Below are 17,770 nucleotides of genomic sequence, written 5' to 3' on the forward strand. Positions count from 1 at the left end.
AGGCTTCTTCGATGCTCTTGCCACTGACAGAAAGGGACGGATAGCCGGTGTCGACGCCGTTCTATGTCTCACCTCAGCAGGCCATGGCCGACCGGGCGGAATACGCCCGGAAGGGCATCGCCCGTGGTCGCAGCCTGGTTGTGCTGCAGTACACCGACGGCATTGTGTTCGTCGGTGAGAACCCGTCCCGTGCGCTGCACAAGTTCAGCGAGATCTATGACCGGATCGGTTTCGCCGCCGCCGGTAAGTACAACGAGTACGAGAATCTCCGTATCGGCGGTGTGCGCTATGCCGATCTGCGCGGATACACCTATGACCGTGACGACGTGACGGCCCGTGGACTGGCGAATGTCTACGCGCAGACACTCGGCACCATCTTCTCCAGTGCGGCCGAGAAGCCGTACGAGGTGGAGCTGGTGGTGGCCGAGGTGGGCGCCGCGGCGGACGGTGACCAGATCTACCGGCTGCCGCACGACGGCTCGATCGTCGACGAGCACGGCTCGGTCGCCGTCGGCGGCAACGCCGAGCAGATCAGCACCTTCCTGGATCAGCGGCACCGCGACGGCATGTCGCTGGCCGAGGCACTGAAGCTGGCGGTGCAGGCGCTGTCCCGCGATCCCAACGGCAGTGAGCGGGAGATCCCCGCGGAGCGGCTGGAGGTCGCGGTCCTGGACCGTACGAGGCCGCAGCAGCGCAAGTTCAAGCGGATCGTCGGCCGGCAGCTCGCGCGGTTGCTGGAGGCCGACGGTGCCGGATCGACGCCGACGGACGCTCCCTCCGACACGGAGGACGGCGACGACACCACCTCGGCGGTGACCGGTACCGGCAAGCCGAGCGGCAAGAAGACCGTTGCCGACTCGGGCGATTCCGCAGATTCCGGTTCGGCCGACTCCAGCTCCACCGATTCGGGTGGGGACGTGGAGTAGTCCGCTCGGCCGTACGGCTCTGCCCCGGTCCGCCTCTCCGGCGGGCCGGGGCTCTGTCATGCGGGGCGGTCCGGGGGCGGGGGAGCGGAGGAGCCCCGGGCGACCAGGTGCACCGGCAGGCTGCCGGTCTCGGCCGTGCGGCCGTCCAGGACGGCCAGCAGGGCGTTCATGCCGCGTTCGCCGACCTGTTCGGCGGGCAGCCGCACGGTGGTGAGTTCGGGCTCCACGGCGGTGGCCAGGGCCAGATCGTCGAAGCCGGTCACGGAGAGGTCGTCCGGCACCCGCAGTCCGAGCCGGCGGGCCGCCTTGCAGGCGCCCGCGGCCAGGATGTCGTCGTCGCAGACGATGGCGGTGGGGCGGGGGCCCGGCAGGGCGAGTGCGCCCTCCGCGGCCGCGCGGCCGGCCCGCACGTCCAGAGCCGCTCGCACGGTGCGTACATCGGTGCCCGGCACACCGCTCAGGGCGTCCCGGACGGCGTCGGCGCGCACCGCGAAGGTCCAGGTGTCGACGGCCGAGGCGAGATGGACGAAGCGGCGGTGGCCGAGAGCGAGCAGATGCTCCGTCACCTGCCGCATCCCGTCGGCGACATCCAGGTTGACCCGGGCCGCCGGACCCGGGGCCGAGGGGTCGCTGTCGAGCATGACGAGGGGCAGGCCGGTCCCGTGCAGGGCGCCCAGCGCGTCGGCGGCCATCGATGAGGCGATCACCCCGTCGAGTGCGGCACGGGCCGAGGCGAAGGGGTCCCGGGCCGGGCCGGTGCCGTCGGGCGACGGGTACAGGACGACGCCGAAGCCGTGTTCGGCGGCGACCGAGGCGGCCCCGGTGTAGACCCGCGCGAAGAACTCGTTGGTGAGGGCGGGGACGACGAGCAGGGCGGTCCTGGTGCGGCCCAGGCGCAGATTGCGGGCGGCGAGATTCGGCCGGTACCCGATCTCGTGGGCGGCCTGTCGTACGCGCTCCGCGGTGGCCGCCGAGACCCGGCCGCGCCATTTGCCGCCGAGGACCAGGGAGACGGTGGCCTGCGAGACACCGGCGGCCCGTGCCACGTCACGGCTGGTGGGCCGGGCGGGGGCGGGCTGGGCTGGGCTGGTCACTCGGGCCTCCGGGCCGGTCGGGGCAGGCGCCGCGCGGTGGACCTGCGGACTGGTCACATGGTACGTATGAACCAGGAAGTTATACGTAAAACCTAGGGTGGCCGAAAGGCGTCCCGGGGAGAGGGGCGGGACATGGCCGCGGGATATCTGGACATCCTCCGGGCGCGGCATGCCGCCCGGCTGCTGACGGGCACCCTCGTGGGGCGGCTGCCCAACGGCACCGCCCCCATCGCGATCGTGCTGTTCACCCGCGCGGAGGGCGGCAGCTACGCCCTCGCGGGGGCGCTGGCCGCCGTGTACGGGCTGGGCACGGCGGTCGGACAGCCGCTGCTGGGCCGCGCGGTGGACCTGTACGGGCAGCCGCGCGTCCAGTTGCCCGCCGCCGTGCTCTCGGCCCTCGGCATGGTGCTGCTCGCCGTGGCGGGCTTCGGGTCGCTGCCGCTCGCCTACGGGGCCGTGGCCCTCGCGGGCGTGGCCACACCTCCGCTGGAGGGGGGCCTGCGGGCCCTGTGGCCGAGCGTCCTGGGCAGCGAGGACCGGGTGCACCGGGCGTACGCCATGGACGCGGTCGCGCAGGAGGTCATGTTCACGGTGGGGCCGCTGCTGGTGACCGTGCTGGTCTCCCTCTGGTCGCCGGCCGCCGCACTGCTCGTGATCAACGCGATAGGGGTCCTGGGGGCGTTGTCCGTCGTGCTGTCCGCCCCGTCCAGGGCCTGGCGTTCCGCGCCGCGTGAGGCGCACTGGCTGGGCGCCCTCCGCTCGCCGGGGCTGCTGGCGCTCCTCGGTTCCTTCTTCTTCGTCGGGCTGGCGCTGGGCTCCATCACGGTGGCGGGTGTGGCGTACGCCGACGACCGGGGCCAGGAGTCCGTCTACGGCTGGCTGATGGCCGCCCTGGGGCTCGGCGCGCTGATCGGTGGCGTGGTGTACGGGGCGCGGCAGTGGGCGGGGCCGCCCGAGCGCCGGCTGCGGGTGATCGTGGCGCTGCTGGCGCTCGGCTACCTGCCGCTGACGCTGACCCCCGGTGTGGTGGCGATGACCGTGCTGGCCGGCGTCGCCGGGGTGTTCCTGGCGCCCGCGATCGCATGTTCGTTCATCGTCGTCGACAGGCATGCGCCGCGGGGCACGGTGACGGAGGCCTTCTCGTGGCTGGTGACGACCTTCGGGGTGGGCGCGGCGGCCGGGACGGCGGTGGCGGGACCGGTCGTGGAGCTGGGCGGGACGGCGTGGAGCTTCGCCGTCGCGGGGGCCGGTGGAGTGGCGGCGCTGCTGGTTCTGCTGGCGACCGGAAGGGTCCTCGCAGCTCCCGGCCGTAGTGCTGTGGCGGTGCGAGGATCGGAAAATGATCGAAACGGTGCCGTCGAACCCGGTTTCAGCTCGGGCCATCAGGCGTAATGTTCAGTCATGGACCGCCGCATTTTCGGGCTGGAGAACGAGTACGGCGTCACGTGCACGTTCAGGGGACAGCGCCGACTGTCTCCTGATGAAGTGGCGCGCTACCTCTTCCGCCGTGTTGTGTCATGGGGCCGCAGCAGCAATGTCTTTCTGCGGAACGGCGCCCGCCTCTACCTCGACGTGGGATCGCATCCGGAATATGCAACCCCCGAATGCGACAACCTGACCGAACTGGTCACTCACGACAAGGCCGGCGAGCGCATTCTCGAAGGCCTGCTTGTCGACGCCGAACGCCGTCTGCACGAGGAGGGAATCGCGGGCGACGTCTATCTCTTCAAGAACAACACCGATTCGGCCGGAAACTCCTACGGTTGCCATGAGAACTACCTCGTGGCCCGGCACGGAGAATTCTCCCGGCTCGCGGACATCCTCATTCCCTTCCTCGTCACGAGGCAGCTGATCTGTGGTGCCGGCAAGGTGCTGCAGACCCCGCGGGGCGCGGTCTACTGCGTCAGCCAGCGTGCCGAGCACATCTGGGAGGGCGTCAGTTCCGCGACGACACGCTCCCGTCCGATCATCAACACCCGGGACGAGCCGCACGCCGACGCGGAGCGCTACCGCCGCCTCCACGTCATCGTCGGTGACTCCAACATGTCCGAGACGACCATGCTGCTCAAGGTCGGCGCGACCGATCTGGTGCTCCGCATGATCGAGGCGGGCACGGTGATGCGGGACCTGACGTTGGAGAACCCGATCCGGGCGATCCGGGAGGTCAGTCACGACATCACCGGGCAGCGCAAGGTGCGCCTGGCCAGTGGCCGCGAGGCGTCGGCCATCGAGGTGCAGCGCGAGTACTACGAGAAGGCCGTGGACTTCGTGGACCGCCGCGGCATCCGTACGGGCAACGTCGAGAAGGTCCTCGAACTGTGGGGCCGCACGCTCGACGCGATCGAGGCCGAGGACCTCGACCGGATCGATACCGAGATCGACTGGGTCATGAAGTACAAGCTCATCGAGCGCTACCGGGCCAAGCACAACATGACCATGTCGAATCCGCGGGTCGCCCAGATAGACCTCGCCTACCACGACATCCATCGTCGCCGGGGCCTGTACTACCTGCTCGAGCGCAAGGGGCAGGCTGCCCGTATCTGCAATGACCTGAAGATCTTCGAGGGCAAGTCGGTGCCCCCGCAGACCACCAGGGCGCGGCTGCGCGGCGACTTCATCCGGCGGGCGCAGGAGCAGCGCCGGGACTTCACCGTCGACTGGGTCCACCTGAAGCTCAACGACCAGGCGCAGCGGACGGTGTTGTGCAAGGACCCGTTCCGTTCCGTGGACGACCGAGTGGAGAAGCTGATCGCGGGTATGTGAGCCGCCGCAGGAAGTGCTTCGGCTCCCTGGGCCTGTCGACAGGCCCAGGTGCGACTCGGGCCCCGTACGTTCCTCGTGCGGGGCCCTTTCCACGCCCTAGAGTGTCGGGGACCCCCACGGGGCCTGCCCCACCCACATGTGTCGTCTGAGATCTGAGGAACCAGTGCGCCGACTTGCCGGCCTTCTAGTCGTCCCCCTGCTGCTGCTGTCAGCGGCCTGCGGTAGCGACGACAAGGGCTCCGACTCCGCTTCCGCCTCCGCGTCCGCTCCCTCCAAGGGTGGATTCCCCGCCATCACCGCGGGCGCGAAGTTCGGCGAGAAGCCCACTCTGGCCAAGGGCACGGGGACGCCGCCCAAGGAGCTCAAGACCAACGTTGTCAGTGAGGGTGACGGCGCGAAGCTCAAGAACGGCGACGCGATCCAGGTCAACTACCTCGGGCAGGCGTGGGACTCCACCAAGCCGTTCGACAACAGTTTCGACCGCAAGCAGCCGTTCGACCTGACGCTCGGCGCCGGCATGGTCATCCAGGGCTGGGACAAGGGCCTGGTCGGCCAGAAGGTCGGCAGCCGGGTCGAGCTGGTCATTCCGCCGGACCTCGGTTACGGAGCGCAGGGCCAGGGCGACATCAAGCCGAACGCGACCCTGGTCTTCGTCGTCGACATCCTGAAGGCGAAGCAGATTCCGGCGTCGGCCAAGGGCAGCGAGGTCGCCCAGGACAACGTCGACCTGCCGAAGGTGGGCACCAACACGGACGGCAAGGCGCCGACCGTCAAGATCCCCAGCAAGTCCACTCCGCCGAAGAAGCTGGTCTCCAACTATGTGCTGGAGTCCAAGGGCGAGGTCGTGAAGGACACCGACAGTGTCGTCGTGAACTACGTGGGCCTGCTGTGGAAGGACGGCAAGACGTTCGACAGCACCTACGCGACGGGCAAGACGCAGACCTTCCCGCTGGCCCAGGTCACCCTCAAGGGACTGAAGAACGGGCTGATCGGGAAGAAGATCGGCAGCCGTGTGCTGCTCGTCGTCCCGCCGGACCAGGCCTTCGGCAGCAAGGCGCAGCAGTCCATCCCGGCGAACTCGACGCTGGTCTTCGCCGTGGACATCCTGGCAAAGATGTAAGACTGTCCCGGTTGCCCAGTTCATCATTTAGAGGAGCAAGTCAGTGAGCATCGAGAAGCCCGAGATCGACTTCCCGGGTGGCGAGCCGCCGGCCGACCTGGAGATCAAGGAGATCTGGGAGGGTGACGGTCCCGTCGCCCAGGCCGGTCAGACCGTCTCCGTCCACTACGTGGGCGTGGCCTTCTCCACCGGTGAGGAGTTCGACGCCTCCTGGAACCGCGGTACGCCGCTCCAGTTCCAGCTCGGTGCCGGCCAGGTCATCAAGGGCTGGGACCAGGGCGTGCAGGGCATGAAGGTCGGCGGCCGTCGCCAGCTGACCATTCCCTCGCACCTCGCCTACGGTGACCGCGGCGCCGGCGGCGGCGCGATCGCCCCGGGCGAGACGCTGATCTTCGTCTGCGACCTGGTCGCTGTCTGATCCCGCACCTGTGTGCTGCGAGGGCCCGTGCCGCAAGGCACGGGCCCTCGCTTTCGTCCGGGCACTCCGGAGCGGTACGGTCGACGGTCGTAGAGCAAAACAGAAAGGGCGTCGATGGCGATTGCCAAGGCCGAGCGGCTGATGAACCTGGCGCTGTGTCTGCTGGGGACCCGGCGCCCGCTCAGCAAGCGCGAACTGCGCGGTTCCATCGAGGCCTACCTGGAGGCGGGCTCCGACGACGCCTTCAACCGGATGTTCGAGCGCGACAAGGACGATCTGCGCGAGCTCGGTCTGGTCATCGAGACCGTGGAGAACCTGGACGGCGACACCGGCTATCTCGCCCGTCGCGACAGCAACCGGCTGCCCCCGATCACGCTGGACGCCGAGGAGGCCGCCGCGCTCGGGCTGGCCGCCAAGGTGTGGCAGCAGGCCCGGCTGGCCGGTGCGGCCAGTGGCGCCCTGCAGAAGCTGCGGGCGGCGGGCATGCCGGAGGCCGAGGACGCGTACGAGGTGCACAGCGCCCTCGAACCCCGTATCCCCGTTCACGAGGCCGCGTTCGAACCGCTGATGCTGGCCTGCCGGGACCGCCGCCCGGTGACGTTCGACTACCGCAAGGCCAATGCCGCCCGCCCCGAGCAGCGGCAGGTCGAACCGTGGACGCTGGAGTGCTGGCGCGGCCACTGGTATCTGGCCGGCTGGGACCGGGGCAGGGGCGCGGAGCGGGTGTTCCGGCTCTCCCGGATCGCCGGCAAGGTGCGCTCCCGGGCCGGCGCGTTCACCGCCGAGGTGCCCGACGTCGTCACCGTCCGTGAGACCGTCGAGAGCTGGGCGGGGGAGACGGCGACCCGGACCGCGCTGATCAGGCTGCGGACCGGTTCCGGCTACCCGCTGCGGGCCCGTGCCACATCGGTACGGGAACTCGGTGACGGGTGGGAGGAGTTGGAGATTCCGTACGGACACGGTCTGGACGCCTGGCTCGTCGAGTTCGGTCCGGACGTGGTCGTGCGGGAACCTGCGGATCTGCGGGCCGACGTGGTGGACCGGCTGCGCGCCGTGGCCAAGGACTGAGGGGACCGTATTCATGGCCACGAACGCCATCGACCAGACCCGCCGGATGCTCTCGCTGGTGACGTATCTGCGTGAGCGCCCCGGCGCGCACGTCCAGGACGTCGCGCGGGCCTTCGGGATCACCGAGGACGAGCTCATCTCGGACCTCGACGTCCTGCCGATGTGCGGGACCAGCTTCCGCGGCGGCGATCTGCTGGACATCGACACCGACGGCGACCGGATCTGGTGGCACAACCCGGACGACGTCGCGGAGCCGCTCCGGCTCGCCGCCGACGAGGCGACCGCCCTGCTGGTCGCCGCCCGCGCCGTCGCGACGCTGCCCGGACTGCGGGAGAGCGACCGGCAGGCACTGCTGCGCGCGACCGCCAAGCTGGAGGCCGCCGCCGGTGAGGTGGGGGCGGCGAGCTCCCGGCTCTCGGTCACCTTCGAGTCCGAGGGCGGCGTCTTCGCGGACGTGGACCGGGCGATCTCCGAGCGGCGCCGGCTTTGGCTGCGCTACTACTCGCCCGCGCGCGACGAGCTGACCGAGCGCGAGGTGGACCCGATCCGCCTCTTCGCCGTCGGGCACACCTATATGGAGGCCTGGTGCCGCTCCTCCGAGGACCGGCGCACCTTCCGCCTCGACCGGGTCGCGGAGATCCGGCTGCTCGACGAGCCGGCCGCGCCGCCCGAGCTGGAGCTGCGGGATCTGTCGGAGGGGCTGGTCCAGCCCGCCGCCGGGGATCCGGAGGTCGTGGTGGAGGTCGGCCCCGGCGGGCGCTGGGTCGCCGAGTACTACCCGCACGACAGCGCCCACGAGCTGCCCGACGGCGGTCTGCGGATCACCCTGCGGACGCCCGACCCGGCCTCGCTGCGCCGTCTCGCGCTCCGGCTCGGCCGGGAGGGGCGCATCGTCTCGCCGCCGGAGCTGGCCGAGAGCGCGCGGCGCGCGGCACGGGCGGCGCTCACCGCCTACGACGGCCCGGCCTGAGGGGAGGGCGCAGGAGATATGAGCAAGCTGTCCGCGGTGTCGGATGTCTCGTCCGTCGCGACCGTTCTCGTTCCCGAGTCCGTACGGTTCAGGGCCGCCTGTCCGGACTGCCGCGCGCGGTTCGAGCTGGCGGCCGGCGCCATCCGGCTCGCGATCGGTGCCACCAGCCGGACGACGTTCTACTCCTTCACCTGCCCCGGGTGCGACGCCGCCGTCCGCAGACCTGCGGGGGACCGGATAGTCGAGCTCCTCACCGACGGCGGCGTACGGACGCTGCGCCTGCACACCGGCTCGTAGGAACCGGACCCCACCAGCCCTCGGACAGCCGGATCACACCGGTCTGTCCGGACCCGGACACGAGACACATCGAGGCTCTGCGCATGTTCTGGCCCATGCTCGCCATCGCCCTGGGGTTCCTCGGCATCGCCGTCCTGGGCGTGCTGGCCATCAGGGTGTTCATCGAGGCCCAGCGCCTCGGCCACCAGGTGACCCTTACCACGGAGCGCATCAACCGGGCCGCCGAGGATCTGGAGCAAGCGGCCACCGATCTCGCGGCCACGGGTGAAACCCTGAGGTAGGGGGCCTGTTCGATCGGGGCGGGCGCGGCCTCCTGTTTCTCAGTTCAGGGGGGTACGCTGCTGGTGGCGGCCCAGGCAGGGAGGTGCTGGCCGCTATTCAAAGTATGCACGGGCATTGCCTCGCGTTTACTCCTGCGGGTTACGATCGCTCCCAGCGAATAGGTCGGACGAGTGTCCGATCCAGGGCAGTCCGACCCAAGGGCAGCGAGCCCACCTCCAGCCGCCTCAGCGAGAAGGAAGCACATCATGGGCAATCTGAAGCCTCTCGAGATCGTTCTGATCATCGCTGTCGTTCTCCTGTTGTTCGGTGCCAAGAAGCTTCCTGACATGGCCCGTTCGCTGGGCAAGTCGGCCCGCATCCTCAAGAGCGAGGCCAAGGCCATGAAGAAGGACGACGAGCCGGCGACCACGACGGACGCCGCCGCCGACCAGGCTGCCCAGCAGCCGGCCGCCGCGCGCACGATCCAGGCTTCCCCCGGCGATGTCACGAGCTCCCGCCCCGTGAGTGAAGCGAAGCCCACCACCCAGAGCTGACGGCTGACGGATTTCTCCGGCAGCTGCCGCACGAGACGAGGGAAGTGGGTTGCTCAAGTCTGCCCGCAAGCAGGAGAAGGACGGCGAGGGGCGGATGTCTCTCGCTGATCACCTGCGTGAGTTGCGTAACCGACTGCTGATCGCGGTCGTGGCGGTCATCGTGATCACGTCGGTCACGGCCTTTTTCTACAAGGACCTGATCGACTTCCTGATCCGTCCCATCCTGGAGTCGGTCGGCTGCACCAACGGCCGGAAGGTCCAGGAGAACGGCCGCCCGTGCGCCGAGATGACGGTGAACGGTCTGGTCGCACCGTTCTCCATCGCCCTCAAGGTCTCGCTCATGGCGGGCGTGGTGCTCTCCACCCCCGTCTGGCTCTACCAGCTGTGGGCGTTCCTCGCCCCGGGTCTCCACAAGCACGAGAAGAAGTACGCACTGAGCTTCGTCGGCGCGGGTGTGCCGCTGTTCCTCGTGGGTGCCGCGCTCGCGTACAAGCTGATGCCGCAGACGGCCGCGGTCCTGCTCGAATTCACCCCCGAGAACACGACGAACCTGCTGCCCGTCGACGACTACCTCAACATCGTCACGCGTATGGTGATCGTCTTCGGTCTCGCCTTCGAGCTGCCGCTCCTGCTCGTCCTGCTGAACTTCACCGGAGTGCTCACGGCCAAGCGGCTCGCGGGCTGGTGGCGCGGCATGGTCATGGGCATCACGATCTTCGCCGCTGTCGCCACGCCCACCGGTGACCCGCTGACGATGATCACGCTCGCAGCGCCGATCGTGGTCCTCTACTTCCTCGCACTGGGTATCTGCCTGGCCAACGACCGGCGCAGGCGACGGAGCAACCCCGACGCCGAGCTGGACGACGACGAGGCCTCGGAGCTCGACCTCACCCCCGAGGACATCGGCGACATGGAGAACGTGTCGGCGTCACGGCCCTCGCTGCCCGAGCAGGCGGACGGGGAACGGGACGGCGGACGATCGACCCGGTCGAACGGTTACGACGACATCACCTGACCTTGTAAGGTCCCCCGGGTGACCAGCGAGATCACTCTCTTCGTCAATCCCACCGCAGGACGCGGCCGGGGCGCGCACGCCGCGCAGCCGGCCGCTTCCGCGTTGCGGGACGCCGGGTTCTCCGTCCGTACGGTCCTCGGTGAGGACGCCGACGACGCGTTGCGGCGGGCCCGCGAGGCCGTGGCCGGGGGGACCGGCGCGCTGGTCGCCGTCGGCGGGGACGGGATGATGTCGCTGGCCCTGCAGGCAGTGGCCGGCACCCGGACCCCGCTCGGCGTCGTCGCCGTCGGCACCGGGAACGACTTCGCCCGCGCCCTGGGCCTGCCGGTACGCGACCCGGCCGCGGCCGGGCGACTGGCCGCCGAGGCGCTCAAGGGCAGCGCCGTCCGCGAGATCGACCTCGGCCGGGTCGGTGACCGGTGGTTCGGGTCCGTGCTCGCCTCGGGCTTCGACTCCCGGGTCAACGACCGGGGTAACCGGATGCGCTGGCCCGGCGGCCGGTTCAAGTACGACCTGGCGATCCTCGCCGAACTCGCCGCGTTCCGGCCCATCGCCTACCGCATGAGCCTGGACGGCGGCCCGGTCAGGGAGATCGCGGCGACCCTCATAGCCGTCGGCAACGGATCCACGTACGGCGGCGGCATGCGGATCTGCGCGGACGCCGTCATGGACGACGGCCTCTTCGACGTGACGGTGGTCGGCGACTGCAGCCGGACCACGCTCCTCAAGGTGTTCCCCCGGGTCTACAAGGGGACGCATCTCAGCCACCCCGTCGTCACCACGCACCGGGTCTCCTCCATCTCCCTCGAAGCGGTCGGCGTCACCGCGTACGCGGACGGCGAGCCGCTCGGCGCGCTGCCGCTGACCGCCACCTCGGTGCCGGGCGCGGTCCGGGTGCTCGGGGCGGCTTCTCCGGCCGGTTCTGCCACGGTGAACTAAAGATCGCGTCACTGTCGGAGGCGGCGGGTAGGCTCGTGGACAAGATGACAGAGGACCTCTCACCAGCTGAGCGATACCAGGCTTCCCGGATCCGAGCCGCCGAGCAGGCGACCGCGCTCGGGCCGTTCCGCGAGATGTACGAGTTCGAGCTGGACCCCTATCAGATCGAGGCCTGCACGGCGCTGGAGGCCGGCAAGGGCGTGCTCGTCGCCGCCCCGACCGGCTCGGGCAAGACGATCGTCGGTGAGTTCGCCGTGCACCTCGCCCTGGAGCAGGGCCGCAAGTGCTTCTACACCACACCGATCAAGGCCCTCTCCAACCAGAAGTTCGCCGACCTGGTCAAGCGCTACGGCGCGGACAAGGTGGGCCTGCTCACCGGCGACAACAGCGTCAACGCCGATGCCCCGGTGGTCGTCATGACCACCGAGGTGCTGCGGAACATGCTGTACGCGGGCTCCCAGGCCCTGAGCGGCCTCGGCTACGTGGTGATGGACGAGGTGCACTACCTCTCCGACCGCTTCCGGGGCGCGGTGTGGGAGGAAGTGATCATCCACCTGCCCGAATCCGTGACACTGGTGTCACTGTCGGCGACGGTGTCCAACGCCGAGGAGTTCGGCGACTGGCTGGACACCGTGCGCGGCGACACCGCCGTGATCGTCTCCGAGCACCGCCCCGTGCCGCTGTGGCAGCACGTGCTGGCCGGACGCCGGATGTACGACCTCTTCGAGGAGGAGAGCGACCACGGCGGCCGGGGCGTCGGACGCCGTGAGGTCAACCCCGACCTCGTCAGGCTCGCCCGCATGGAGAACCAGCGCGGGTACAACCCGCGCGAGCGCCGCCGCGGGAAGATGGTGCGCGAGGCGGACCGCGAGCGGGAGCGGCGCCAGCGCAGCCGGATCTGGACGCCGTCGAGGCCGGAGGTCATCGACCGGCTGGACGCCGAGGGTCTGCTGCCCGCCATCACGTTCATCTTCAGCAGGGCCGGCTGCGAGGCCTCCGTGCAGCAGTGCCTGCAGGCCGGGCTCCGGCTCAACAACGAGGACAAGCGCCGGCTCGTACGGGAGATCGTCGAGGCGCGCACCGCCTCCATCCCCACCGAGGACCTCCATGTCCTCGGCTACTACGAATGGCTCGAAGGCCTGGAGCGGGGCATCGCCGCGCACCACGCCGGGATGCTGCCGACCTTCAAGGAGGTCGTCGAGGAACTGTTCGTGCGCGGGCTCGTCAAGGCGGTCTTCGCGACCGAGACGCTCGCCCTCGGCATCAACATGCCCGCGCGCTCCGTCGTCCTGGAGAAGCTCGTCAAGTGGAACGGCGAGCAGCACGCCGACATCACCCCCGGCGAGTACACCCAGCTGACCGGCCGGGCGGGGCGGCGCGGGATCGACGTCGAGGGTCATGCGGTGGTGCTCTGGCAGCGCGGCATGGACCCGGGCGCGCTCGCCGGACTCGCGGGTACGCGCACGTATCCGCTGCGCTCCAGCTTCCGGCCGTCCTACAACATGGCCGTGAACCTGGTGCAGCAGTTCGGCAGGCACCGCTCCCGCGAACTGCTGGAGACCTCCTTCGCCCAGTTCCAGGCGGACCGGTCGGTCGTCGGGATCTCCCGCCAGGTCCAGAAGAACGAGGAGGGTCTGGAGGGCTACAAGGAGGGAATGACCTGCCACCTCGGTGACTTCGAGGAGTACGCGCGGCTCCGCCGCGACCTCAAGGACCGGGAGACGGAGCTCGCCAAGCACGGAGCGTCGCAGCGGCGGGCCGCCGCGGCGGCGTCCCTGGAGAAGCTCAAGCCCGGCGATGTCATCCATGTGCCGACCGGCAAGTTCGCCGGACTGGCACTGGTCCTGGACCCCGGACTGCCCGCAGGGCGGACCAACGGGCACGGCCACCGGGGCATGGAGTACCACGACGGGCCGAGGCCGTTGGTGTTGACGGCCGAACGGCAGGTCAAGCGGCTCGCCTCGATCGACTTCCCGGTGCCGGTGGAGGCGCTGGAGCGGATGCGCGTGCCGAAGTCGTTCAACCCGCGCTCGCCGCAGTCGCGCCGCGATCTGGCCTCCGCGCTGCGCACCAAGGCGGGGCACATCGTGCCGGAGCGGCACCGCAAGGAGCGCTCGGGCGCAGCCGACGACCGGGAGATCGCCCGCTACCGGGCCGAGTTGCGCGCGCACCCCTGCCACGGGTGCGACGAGCGCGAGGACCACGCGCGGTGGGCCGAGCGCTACCACCGGCTGCAGCGCGACACCCAGCAGCTGGAGCGCCGCATCGAGGGGCGCACCAACACGATCGCCCGCACCTTCGACCGGATCGTCGCGCTGCTCACCGAGCTCGACTACCTGCGCGGCAGCGAGGTCACCGAGCACGGGAAGCGGCTCGCCCGCCTCTACGGCGAGCTGGACCTGCTGGCGAGCGAGTGCCTGCGCGCCGGTGTGTGGGAGGGGCTGAACCCCGCCGAACTCGCCGCGTGCGTCTCGGCGCTGGTGTACGAGGCCCGGCAGTCCGACGACGCGGTGGCGCCCAAGCTGCCGTCCGGACCGGCGAAGACCGCGATGGGCGAAATGGTCCGGATCTGGGGGCGGCTGGATGCCCTGGAGGAGGACTTCAAGATCAACCAGGCGGAGGGGGTCGGACAGCGCGAACCCGACCTCGGCTTCGCCTGGGCGGTGTACATGTGGGCGTCCGGCCGGACGCTGGACGAGGTGCTGCGCGAGGCGGAGATGCCGGCGGGGGACTTCGTGCGCTGGTGCAAGCAGGTGATCGACGTGCTGGGGCAGGTGGCCGCCGCGGCGCCGCGCGAAGGCAGTTCGGTGGGGCGGAACGCACGGAAGGCGGTCGACGAGGTGCTGCGCGGAGTGGTGGCCTACAGCTCTGTGGGGTGATGCCGGGGCCGGTGGCTGCCCCCGGCGGCCGAGGCTGCGGCTCTGTACGCGCGCCAGCCGCCGTGTTCCGTGATGTCCGTCGCCCCGTGCACGGCGTACGGCTCGCAGAGGAAGCCGGTGGCCGCCGTGCCGTCCGCGAGGTCCACCCGGCCCAGGGCCATCGGGTGGGGGAGGGCGGCCGCCAGGACGCCGAGGCCCTCGGCGGGGAGTTCCCAGATCTCCGTTTCGACGGCGGCGCCCCCCGTGTCCGCGCGTACCAGGCCAGGCTTGGGCGGGGTCGTCGCCAGGGCGTGCAGCCGGTAGGCGGCGGCTGTCGTCGTCGTACGGACCAGCCGGGCGCCCACTGCCAGGAGCTGGAGGTTGAGCGGTTCGCCGGTCAAGTGCGCGCCCACCACGGCCAGATGGGCGGGCGGGGTCAGCAGGTCCGCGATCCGGGGCAGCCGTTCGTCCGTGCCGGTCGGGCCCACCAGCATCACGCCGAACGGCAGCCCCGCCACCTCGCCCGCGGGGACGGCCACCGCGCACAGCCCGAACAGGTTGGTCGAGTTGGTGAACCGGCCGAGGCGGGCGTTCGCCCCCGGCGGGTCGGCCGCGACGTCGGCGAGGCTGGGGTGACCGGGGGCCGTGGGGAGCAGCAGCGCGTCCGCGTCGCCGAGTGCGGCCACGGCCGCGGTGCGCAGTGCGGCCAGCCGGTCCAGGTCCGCGAACAGTTGGTGTGCCGGGATGTCCCGTGCGGCGCCGATGACGGCCGCCACCGTCGGGTCGAGGTCAGGGGAGCCGCCGTCGACGAACGCGCCCACCGCCGTATAGCGCTCCGCGACGAACGCCCCCTCGTACAGCATCGCGGCCGCCCGGGTGAACGGGGTCAGGTCGACGGGCCGCAGCACGGCGCCCGCCGCGCGCAGCCGGTCCGCCGTCGAGGCGGGCGGGGCGCTGACCGGGGACGAGGCGGCACTGCGCACCGGTCTGGTCTTCGGGCTCATCGAGGGCGTGATCCTGGTCCACCTGTCGGGTCCCGAGCGGCCCGTGGAGGCGTTCGCGGCGGCCGAGGCAGACGCTGCACTGCGGATCGTCGGGGTCACGTGGACTGCTGGGGGCATCGGTGCCATCGGGGGTGCGGGTACCGCCGGGGTCACGGGGACGGCCGGGGCGCCGCCCGCGTAAGCCCGACGGGGACGGCCGGGGTTACGGGGGCGCCGCCCACGTGACCCCGGCCACGGCTCACCCCCGTGCGCGCGAGCCCGGCGTCAGCGGGCGGCCGCCGCCCCGACGGCCGAGCCGAAGCGTGCATTCACGACCGGGTGCCCCAGCGACTCCGGGGTGAAGAGGATCGAGCCCGTCCCGGTCGGTCCTGTCTCCGAGCCCGGGATGACGCTCACCGCTCCGGTCGCCAGGTACTTGCCGGGCGCGCCGACCGCCAGGTCCGCACGGCCGTCCGCGTCGAAGTCCCCGGCCGTCACCGACCGGCCGAACTGGTCGTTGCCCTCCATCACGCCCATCACTCCGGGCGAGTCCAGGGTCAGCTTCCGCGCGTGGGCGGCGTCCAGTCCGGTCGGCTTCCCCGGTACGACGGTCAGCGCGCCCGCGTTCTGGATGCCGTCGGAGTCCGGCTCGCCGACCGCCGCCGTCACCAGGTCCGCGTGCCCGTCGCCGTCGGTGTCCGCCAGGACGCCCGCGGTGCCCGGCTCCACCGGGCCGCCGTAGGTCACCCCCGCGCCCAGCCCGGCGGCGGTGCCCGGGAACATCCGCAGCAGGAACTCGTCGGGGCCGTCGGAACCCTCGGTGTCCACGACCACGTCGTCCCGGCCGTCACCCGTGATGTCACCGGTCACGACGCTGTAGCCGGTGAAGGGCAGCCCCGTCCGGCCGATCGGCTGTGTCTTCAGGCCCTTCGCGGAACCGGGCAGCACAGCCAGCGTTCCCTCGTCGGCCCCGTCGTCGAAGTAGGCCTGCGTGACCAGGTCCGTGTAGCCGTCGCCGTTGATGTCGCCCGAGGCGATCGGCCCCATTCCGGCGCCGCCGCCGGGTGGGGCGAACGCGGTCATCGCCGGTTCGTCGATGTCCCGCAGATTGCCCGCACCGCGTACGACATTCACCTTCGTTCCGGTGGAGACCGCGATGTCGTCGCGCCCGTCGCGGTCGAAGTCCCCGACCGTGAGGTTGTCGCCGAAGCCCTCGCGCGGGGCCGGTTTCGGATCGTGGAACGCGATGGCGTCGCCGCCCGGTCCGCCCTTGGCGCCGAAGACGATGGTCACGGCGCCGGCGCCCGCCACCGTCCCGATGGCCTCGCCGCCGGAACCGATCACCAGGTCCGTGTACCCGTCGCCGTCCACGTCCCCCATGGCCACCGAGGAGCCGAACCGGTCACCGGCCTCCGGCACGCCCGGGACGCCGGCCGTGTCCTGAGTGATGCCCTTGTGCCTGGTGACCCGTACGCCCTGGGCGGTGCCGTAGACGAGCGAGACGTAGCCCGCCTTCGCGTACCCCTTGATGGTGCCCTGCGGGGCGCCCGCCGCGAGGTCGCCGAAGCCGTCCCCGTCCACGTCGCCCGGCGCCGGGGCGGCCGCCTTGCGCGGGGTCTGCGACGCCGCCGCCGCACCGTGAACCGGTGCGGCGAAGGCCGCAGGTGCCACCAGGCCCCCCGCCGCCACGGCTGTCGCCAGAGCCGTACACGCCATCAGATGCCGCGCCATGTGCCCACTCCCGTCCCTGTGCTCACCGAGTGCCGCCGCCGGCCGCCCGGGAGGGGCGCCGGAGGCTGCCGTCAACCCACAAGACCCGTGAGGGGGATGAATAGTTGCGGTTGTTCCGCAGGCCGGCCGTCGCCGCGGCGGACCGGGCGGGTGCCCGCGCGCCACGCGCCGGGCACGCCGACGCCCGCACCGTGCGCGATCCGCGGTGCGGGACGTCATGCCCCGGGGGCGTGTTCTACGACCGGCCCCGGCTGCTCCTCAACGACGCTCCCGCGCAGACCAGCCCGAGCAGAACGGTCAGGCCGCCGATGATGACGTTGTTGAGTACGACGCCCATGTCCGGGCTGCTGCCCACCACCCAGGGCGAGATGATCATCCAGGCGCCCATGGCGCAGATGGCCCAGCTCAGGCCATACATCCGTTGCGGCATCACGGTGAACCCGAGACCCAGCACGGCGATCGCGATACCCATGATCAGGTTGTGATTCACCAGGGTGGTCTGGCTCGTCGTGAAGTGCAGCACCCAGGGCGAGATGGCGCAGTACAGGCCGACCAGGAACACCGGCCCGTCCACGAGTGCCACATCGCGGCCACCCATCACCCGTGCGTAGCGATCGCGCATTTCGGAGGCGTCGGGGTGTCCGGCCAAGTCGTGGCCGGCGTGCGAGACGTTTGACATGAGGTTCGTCTCCTTCGCTCCCGCAGGCCAGGACGCGCCTTGTGCGATGAGCGGCCTGCAATGCCATTCTGCTCTTATTTGTCGCTTATGTGTA

The 17,770-nt window shown here is 70.8% G+C and carries 16 protein-coding genes and 2 pseudogenes; 14 read left to right on the forward strand and 4 right to left on the reverse strand.

Annotation, left to right across the window (positions count from 1 at the left end; all coding sequences use genetic code 11):
• Positions 1-47: 47 nt before the first annotated feature.
• Positions 48-926 carry a proteasome subunit alpha gene (gene prcA, locus EDD93_RS27340; protein WP_260255967.1) on the forward strand — a complete coding sequence of 293 codons (879 nt, stop codon included), beginning with the start codon at positions 48-50 and terminating at the stop codon, positions 924-926.
• Positions 927-982: 56 nt separating this feature from the next.
• On the opposite strand, the gene EDD93_RS27345 is transcribed toward prcA, so the two are convergent.
• Positions 983-2,020, reverse strand: coding sequence for a LacI family DNA-binding transcriptional regulator (locus tag EDD93_RS27345; protein ID WP_123528168.1), 1,038 nt, complete (start codon positions 2,018-2,020; stop codon positions 983-985).
• Between the two features lie 132 nt (positions 2,021-2,152).
• Here EDD93_RS27345 and EDD93_RS27350 point away from each other — a divergent pair, with 132 nt between their 5' ends.
• The 12 genes from EDD93_RS27350 to EDD93_RS27405 all read left to right on the forward strand — a co-directional run bounded on the left by EDD93_RS27350 (position 2,153) and on the right by EDD93_RS27405 (position 14,304).
• On the forward strand, positions 2,153-3,412 hold the full coding sequence (locus EDD93_RS27350) for an MFS transporter (protein ID WP_123528169.1): 1,260 nt from the start codon (positions 2,153-2,155) through the stop codon (positions 3,410-3,412).
• Between the two features lie 9 nt (positions 3,413-3,421).
• Positions 3,422-4,783, forward strand: coding sequence for a Pup--protein ligase (gene pafA, locus EDD93_RS27355; protein ID WP_123528170.1), 1,362 nt, complete (start codon positions 3,422-3,424; stop codon positions 4,781-4,783).
• A 163-nt stretch (positions 4,784-4,946) separates the two neighbouring features.
• Positions 4,947-5,903, forward strand: a complete 957-nt coding sequence (locus EDD93_RS27360; protein ID WP_123528171.1) for an FKBP-type peptidyl-prolyl cis-trans isomerase — start codon at positions 4,947-4,949, stop codon at positions 5,901-5,903.
• A 43-nt stretch (positions 5,904-5,946) separates the two neighbouring features.
• Positions 5,947-6,321, forward strand: a complete 375-nt coding sequence (locus EDD93_RS27365; protein WP_123528172.1) for an FKBP-type peptidyl-prolyl cis-trans isomerase — start codon at positions 5,947-5,949, stop codon at positions 6,319-6,321.
• Positions 6,322-6,435: 114 nt separating this feature from the next.
• Positions 6,436-7,389, forward strand: coding sequence for a YafY family protein (locus tag EDD93_RS27370; RefSeq protein ID WP_123528173.1), 954 nt, complete (start codon positions 6,436-6,438; stop codon positions 7,387-7,389).
• Between the two features lie 13 nt (positions 7,390-7,402).
• The gene (locus EDD93_RS27375; RefSeq protein ID WP_123528174.1) at positions 7,403-8,359 is read left to right on the forward strand and encodes a YafY family protein; all 957 of its coding nucleotides are present in this window, start codon (positions 7,403-7,405) and stop codon (positions 8,357-8,359) included.
• 18 nt (positions 8,360-8,377) lie between these two features.
• Positions 8,378-8,656: a hypothetical protein gene (locus EDD93_RS27380; RefSeq protein WP_123528175.1), complete on the forward strand. Its 279-nt coding sequence runs from the start codon at positions 8,378-8,380 to the stop codon at positions 8,654-8,656.
• Between the two features lie 83 nt (positions 8,657-8,739).
• Positions 8,740-8,937: a hypothetical protein gene (locus EDD93_RS27385; RefSeq protein ID WP_123528176.1), complete on the forward strand. Its 198-nt coding sequence runs from the start codon at positions 8,740-8,742 to the stop codon at positions 8,935-8,937.
• Between the two features lie 243 nt (positions 8,938-9,180).
• On the forward strand, positions 9,181-9,471 hold the full coding sequence (tatA, locus tag EDD93_RS27390; protein WP_123529378.1) for a Sec-independent protein translocase subunit TatA: 291 nt from the start codon (positions 9,181-9,183) through the stop codon (positions 9,469-9,471).
• Between the two features lie 49 nt (positions 9,472-9,520).
• A complete protein-coding gene (gene tatC, locus EDD93_RS27395; RefSeq protein ID WP_123528177.1) occupies positions 9,521-10,486 on the forward strand; it encodes a twin-arginine translocase subunit TatC in 966 nt (321 codons plus the stop codon).
• Between the two features lie 18 nt (positions 10,487-10,504).
• The gene (locus EDD93_RS27400) at positions 10,505-11,425 is read left to right on the forward strand and encodes a diacylglycerol kinase (protein ID WP_123528178.1); all 921 of its coding nucleotides are present in this window, start codon (positions 10,505-10,507) and stop codon (positions 11,423-11,425) included.
• A 44-nt stretch (positions 11,426-11,469) separates the two neighbouring features.
• Positions 11,470-14,304 carry an RNA helicase gene (locus EDD93_RS27405; protein WP_123529380.1) on the forward strand — a complete coding sequence of 945 codons (2,835 nt, stop codon included), beginning with the start codon at positions 11,470-11,472 and terminating at the stop codon, positions 14,302-14,304.
• On the opposite strand, the pseudogene EDD93_RS27410 reads toward EDD93_RS27405, so the two are convergent.
• Positions 14,286-15,215 (reverse strand): annotated as a pseudogene (locus EDD93_RS27410) (amidase family protein); the annotation flags it as partial. The gene EDD93_RS27405 and the pseudogene EDD93_RS27410 overlap by 19 nt on opposite strands.
• Here EDD93_RS27410 and EDD93_RS40405 point away from each other — a divergent pair.
• A pseudogene (locus tag EDD93_RS40405) lies at positions 15,214-15,468 on the forward strand (hypothetical protein); the annotation flags it as partial. The pseudogenes EDD93_RS27410 and EDD93_RS40405 overlap by 2 nt on opposite strands.
• Before the next feature lie 83 nt (positions 15,469-15,551).
• Here EDD93_RS40405 and EDD93_RS27415 read toward each other — a convergent pair.
• Together EDD93_RS27415 and EDD93_RS27420 are read right to left on the reverse strand one after the other, a co-directional pair.
• Positions 15,552-16,997 (reverse strand): FG-GAP-like repeat-containing protein, encoded by a 1,446-nt coding sequence (locus EDD93_RS27415; RefSeq protein ID WP_123528180.1) that lies wholly within the window; start codon positions 16,995-16,997, stop codon positions 15,552-15,554.
• A gap of 235 nt (positions 16,998-17,232) precedes the next feature.
• On the reverse strand, positions 17,233-17,676 hold the full coding sequence (locus tag EDD93_RS27420) for an SPW repeat protein (RefSeq protein ID WP_185092542.1): 444 nt from the start codon (positions 17,674-17,676) through the stop codon (positions 17,233-17,235).
• Between the last annotated feature and the right edge of the window lie 94 nt (positions 17,677-17,770).

It is taken from the genome of Streptomyces sp. 840.1, from assembly GCF_003751445.1.
In the GTDB taxonomy this organism is placed as follows: domain Bacteria; phylum Actinomycetota; class Actinomycetes; order Streptomycetales; family Streptomycetaceae; genus Streptomyces.

Excerpts from the sequence above, each read along its gene's own strand:
- EDD93_RS27375 (WP_123528174.1), top strand. The coding sequence starts at position 7,403 with ATGGCCACGAACGCCATCGACCAGACCCGCCGGATGCTCTCGCTGGTG.
- EDD93_RS27370 (WP_123528173.1), top strand. The coding sequence starts at position 6,436 with ATGGCGATTGCCAAGGCCGAGCGGCTGATGAACCTGGCGCTGTGTCTG.
- EDD93_RS27380 (WP_123528175.1), top strand. The coding sequence starts at position 8,378 with ATGAGCAAGCTGTCCGCGGTGTCGGATGTCTCGTCCGTCGCGACCGTT.
- EDD93_RS27350 (WP_123528169.1), top strand. The coding sequence starts at position 2,153 with ATGGCCGCGGGATATCTGGACATCCTCCGGGCGCGGCATGCCGCCCGG.
- pafA (WP_123528170.1), top strand. The coding sequence starts at position 3,422 with ATGGACCGCCGCATTTTCGGGCTGGAGAACGAGTACGGCGTCACGTGC.
- EDD93_RS27415 (WP_123528180.1), bottom strand. The coding sequence starts at position 16,997 with ATGGCGCGGCATCTGATGGCGTGTACGGCTCTGGCGACAGCCGTGGCG.
- EDD93_RS27385 (WP_123528176.1), top strand. The coding sequence starts at position 8,740 with ATGTTCTGGCCCATGCTCGCCATCGCCCTGGGGTTCCTCGGCATCGCC.
- EDD93_RS27420 (WP_185092542.1), bottom strand. The coding sequence starts at position 17,676 with ATGTCAAACGTCTCGCACGCCGGCCACGACTTGGCCGGACACCCCGAC.
- EDD93_RS27405 (WP_123529380.1), top strand. The coding sequence starts at position 11,470 with ATGACAGAGGACCTCTCACCAGCTGAGCGATACCAGGCTTCCCGGATC.